Source organism: uncultured Dietzia sp., assembly GCF_937873725.1.
In the GTDB taxonomy this organism is placed as follows: domain Bacteria; phylum Actinomycetota; class Actinomycetes; order Mycobacteriales; family Mycobacteriaceae; genus Dietzia.
This window is the reverse complement of sequence record NZ_CALMYY010000052.1, coordinates 1-3,548: the sequence shown is the minus strand read 5'-3', so window position 1 is coordinate 3,548 and position 3,548 is coordinate 1. Positions and strand designations below refer to the sequence as shown.

3 protein-coding genes and 1 pseudogene are annotated in these 3,548 nt (G+C 71.1%); 2 read left to right on the top strand and 2 right to left on the bottom strand.

Features of this window, described 5'->3' with window-relative positions:
- Window positions 1-187: 187 nt before the first annotated feature.
- Window positions 188-916: an alpha/beta fold hydrolase gene (locus Q0444_RS04845; protein WP_299021814.1), complete on the top strand. Its 729-nt coding sequence runs from the start codon at window positions 188-190 to the stop codon at window positions 914-916.
- 375 nt (window positions 917-1,291) lie between these two features.
- Here the strand turns inward: Q0444_RS04845 and Q0444_RS04840 are convergent, their stop codons facing one another.
- Together Q0444_RS04840 and Q0444_RS04835 are read right to left on the bottom strand one after the other, a co-directional pair.
- Window positions 1,292-2,512 carry an MBL fold metallo-hydrolase gene (locus tag Q0444_RS04840; protein WP_299021812.1) on the bottom strand — a complete coding sequence of 407 codons (1,221 nt, stop codon included), beginning with the start codon at window positions 2,510-2,512 and terminating at the stop codon, window positions 1,292-1,294.
- A 424-nt stretch (window positions 2,513-2,936) separates the two neighbouring features.
- Window positions 2,937-3,158: pseudogene (locus Q0444_RS04835) on the bottom strand (ferritin-like domain-containing protein); the annotation flags it as partial.
- 98 nt (window positions 3,159-3,256) lie between these two features.
- Between Q0444_RS04835 and Q0444_RS04830 the strand changes: the two are divergent.
- Window positions 3,257-3,466 carry a VOC family protein gene (locus Q0444_RS04830; RefSeq protein ID WP_299021809.1) on the top strand — a complete coding sequence of 70 codons (210 nt, stop codon included), beginning with the start codon at window positions 3,257-3,259 and terminating at the stop codon, window positions 3,464-3,466.
- Window positions 3,467-3,548: the final 82 nt, after the last annotated feature.

The window sequence follows — 3,548 nt, the reverse complement described above, 5'->3', positions numbered from 1 at the left end:
ATCCACTCCGGCCGGCTTCAGGATCGGATCAATGCACTCTGATTCCGGAAGAGCCACTTTGACAGCCCGCCCCTTCTCGCGAGGGGCGGGCTGTGTGCCGCCGCGCGGAGCGCCGGGTCGGGGGACCTCGTCGTCGCACTGTCTCGCTACGCCGCTGACAGCGGCGGCCGAACGTATCGTCGCCCGTATGACGCAGCTCGTCCTTCTCCCTGGCCTCCATGGCGACGCGCAGACGTGGGCTCCCGTGATGCGCGCACTGCCGGACCACGTGACCGCTACGGCCCTGGATCTGCCGGCCGAGCCCGACCTCGACGCGCTGGCCGACGAGGTGGCCGGGCAGATCGCACCCGGCAGCGTGGTGGTGGGTCACTCCCTCGGCGGGGTGGTGGCCATGCAGCTGGCCGAGCGGCACCCGTCACTGTTGGCCGGGCTCGTTCTGGTGACCGCGCCCGTGGGTGCCGAGGACCCGGAGTCGGCCGCAGCCCGCGCTGATCGCGCGGCAGGTCTGAGTCCGGAGGCGTACGAAGAGATCGCGCTCGACGGCATGGAGGCGGTGTACTACGGCGACCGCGGCCACGACCCCGAGGTGAGGGCCGAGCGGCTGCGCGCGGCACAGGCGTACGGGCCCGAGCGGTTCGCCGCCCACTCGGCGGCGATCGGCGCCCGGCCCGACCGCAGCGAGTTCCCCGCGCAGGCGGGTGTCCCGGTGCTGATCGTCGGGGCGTCGGATGACCAAGTGGTGCCCACCGAGGAGCAGCGACGCTGGGCAGCGGCGAACGGGGCCGAAGCGGGCGGCAGTCGGAATGCCCGGGTGTCTTACACCGAGATCCCGGAGACCGGGCACATGCTGCCGGTGGAGGCCCCGGACGCGCTGGCCCGGGCGATCGTCGATTGGCTTCCCACGATCCAGGGCTGACCCCGCCGGTTCGGCGAACCCGAGCACGCGCGGGCCGGGCTGTGGTGGCGGCGCTCGTCGTCGTCGCCCCTTCCCCCCCTTCCGCCAGCGGACGCCGGGCCGGCCGCACCACCGGGCCGGCACCGGCGCCCGCGGGGAGGAAACAGGCGCGCCGCACGCTGCTTCCGGCCTCGGGGCGCGACAGACGACTGGCCAGTCACACCCTCCCGCGGCATCACCAGCTCCTTAAGGCCGCATCTACACCGAATAGTAGCCCCCCTCGCTCGGCTCCATCAGCCCTCCGGCGGTGCTTCGGACGGGAGATCAGGCGGGGCGAGGGGCGCCTCATCCGCATCTACACCAAGACGGGCACCCGACTGCGAGGCTGCGACCGGTTCAGCGGCGCGCGAGCACTATGCGCTGCAGGTCGTGTCCCACGATCACCTCACCGCTGTAACCCTGCTGCGCCCAGGCCTTCCACTGCCGGGCGTCGATCGACCCGCTGTAGTCGCCCAGGTGGGTGAGCACGAGCCGCGCCGCTCCTGCACGTTCGGCGACCCCACCCACCTCCTGCACCTCGACGTGCGACTCGAGATTGTGCTCCACGAAGGCCGGCGGTAGGTCGGCCCCGCGCACGTTGATCGCCTCGTGAACCACGGTGTCGCTGCCGTGGGCGAGACGATCGAAGTTCTCACTGAGCCGGGTGTCGCCGGAGAACGTCACCGAACCGTGCGCGGTGTCGAAGCGGAACGCGAACGACGGGAACACCGGACCGTGCGGCACCAGCGTCGCGGTGACGGTGACGTTCTCGTCTTCCATCACCAGGAACGGATCCATCTGCGGGGCGGTGTCGAGATAGCTGGCACCCACGTCCGGCAGGGGGATGTCGTGGACATCGAACAGTGTCCGCGGATCCGGGGGCCCGCCGGCCGGACCGTTGTCGCGGATGAAGATGTTGGAGGTGTAGGCGTAGGCCTCGTGGAGACGCTCGGTCATTTCGACCGTGCCGGGGGTGGGACTGTGAGGTGCGACGACGGGGAGGTTCGGATCCGGGACGTTGGGCGGCCGCAGCCCTCCCGCGGACCCGGGCCCCCACACACCGACCGGCCCCGAGAGCGTGTCCCCGGCGGCGTTGGCGATCACACCGCCGATGAGGGCGAAGTTGTAGTAGTCGGCGATGTGGTCCGAATGCAGGTGCGTGATGAATATGTCGCGGATGGCCGAGAGTTCCAGGCCCGTGAGCCCGTACTGCGTGACCGACGAACGCCCGCAGTCGATGATGTACGCCGCGCCGTTGACCACCAACGCCGAGGCGATACCCACCCGGGCCTTCTCGACCATCGGGCCGGCGAGAGTGCCCAGGAGGATCAACTCGAGCGGTTCGCGTTCCGCGGAGGGGATGCCGCCCGGCGGCATGGCATCGGAGGAGCCGAGTGAGCCCGCCCCCAACGAGCCGGTGACAGACTGCGCAGCGGCGGGACCCGCAGTGAGGCCGGTGATCCCGGTCGCGGCCGCGGCGCCGCCCAGAGCGGAGAGCAGCGAGCGGCGGGAAAGACCGGGCTGTACCCGGAGTGGGTCCTGGGAGGGGGTCGGGGAGGGGCGGGAGTCCGGGGCCATGGGGGAGTCCTTCATCCGGGGATATCGGAGAGTGGGCCGCTCGCGAGCGCTAGGGGGCCTGCTGCGCGGGCGCGACCGGTCCTGTCTCAGAACGTAACCCAGCCGTGCCGGAGATAAGGGCGAGTTCACGCAAATCGCCGTTGCCAAGTCGCGGCGGGCAGGGACGACGCCGAACACCGCCTGCACACCCCCGCCGCCCGCCGCGACGTCGAAACACCGGCAGCCGGTTCTGCCGACCCGGCTGCCGCGGGATGATGGCGAAGGGCGGTGCTCGTCGTCGTCCTAGGGATTTTACTTGTGGTTGCTCCGCAAAACGGGCCAGCCCCCCGGGGAGAGGGGTCGGCCCGTCGGTGGTGTTCGAGCGCACTGTCAGGTGGTCGCGTCGCGGGGCGGCGCCCTTCTCCGAGACGTCGTCGGGGGTGGGCAGGTTGCCGGCTGCGTTCTCCAGGTGGGCGCGGATGAACCACTGGAACTTCTCGAGCTCGGCGGTCTGGCCGATGAGCATGTCCTCGGTGACCGGGTCGACCTCGCCGGCCACGGCGATGGCCTTGCGGTGATCGCCGACTACCCCGTCGTAAACCTTGTCGAGTGCACCGAGGTGGGCCTGCGCGGTGTCACGGCCCAGGGAGTAGTCGTCCCACGAGCGGTGGTGAGCGGGGAGGCGTGCGACCACTGCGGACCTCGACCCGCGCGCGGACGCTTCTGCCTCTTGAGGTGCGGCCGCCGCGGTCGCAGCGTGACGTCATGGCCGGTATCGCAGCCCGGAAGATCATCGTCGCCCTCGACTGCCCCGATGCGCTGGAGCTCGCCGAGTTCTACGCCCTGATGCTCGGGTGGCGGGTCCGGACTCACGACGGGCATCCGCAGTGGGTCGAGGTGCTGCCGCCGGAGGGCGAGCCGGCAGGGTTCGCTCTCGCGTGCCAGACCGTCCCCGACTTCCGCGCCCCGACCTGACCCGACGGTCCGGTCCCGACGCAGGTGCACCTCGACTTCTACGTGGACTCGATCGCCGACTCCGAGCCGGCCGTCCTCGCCG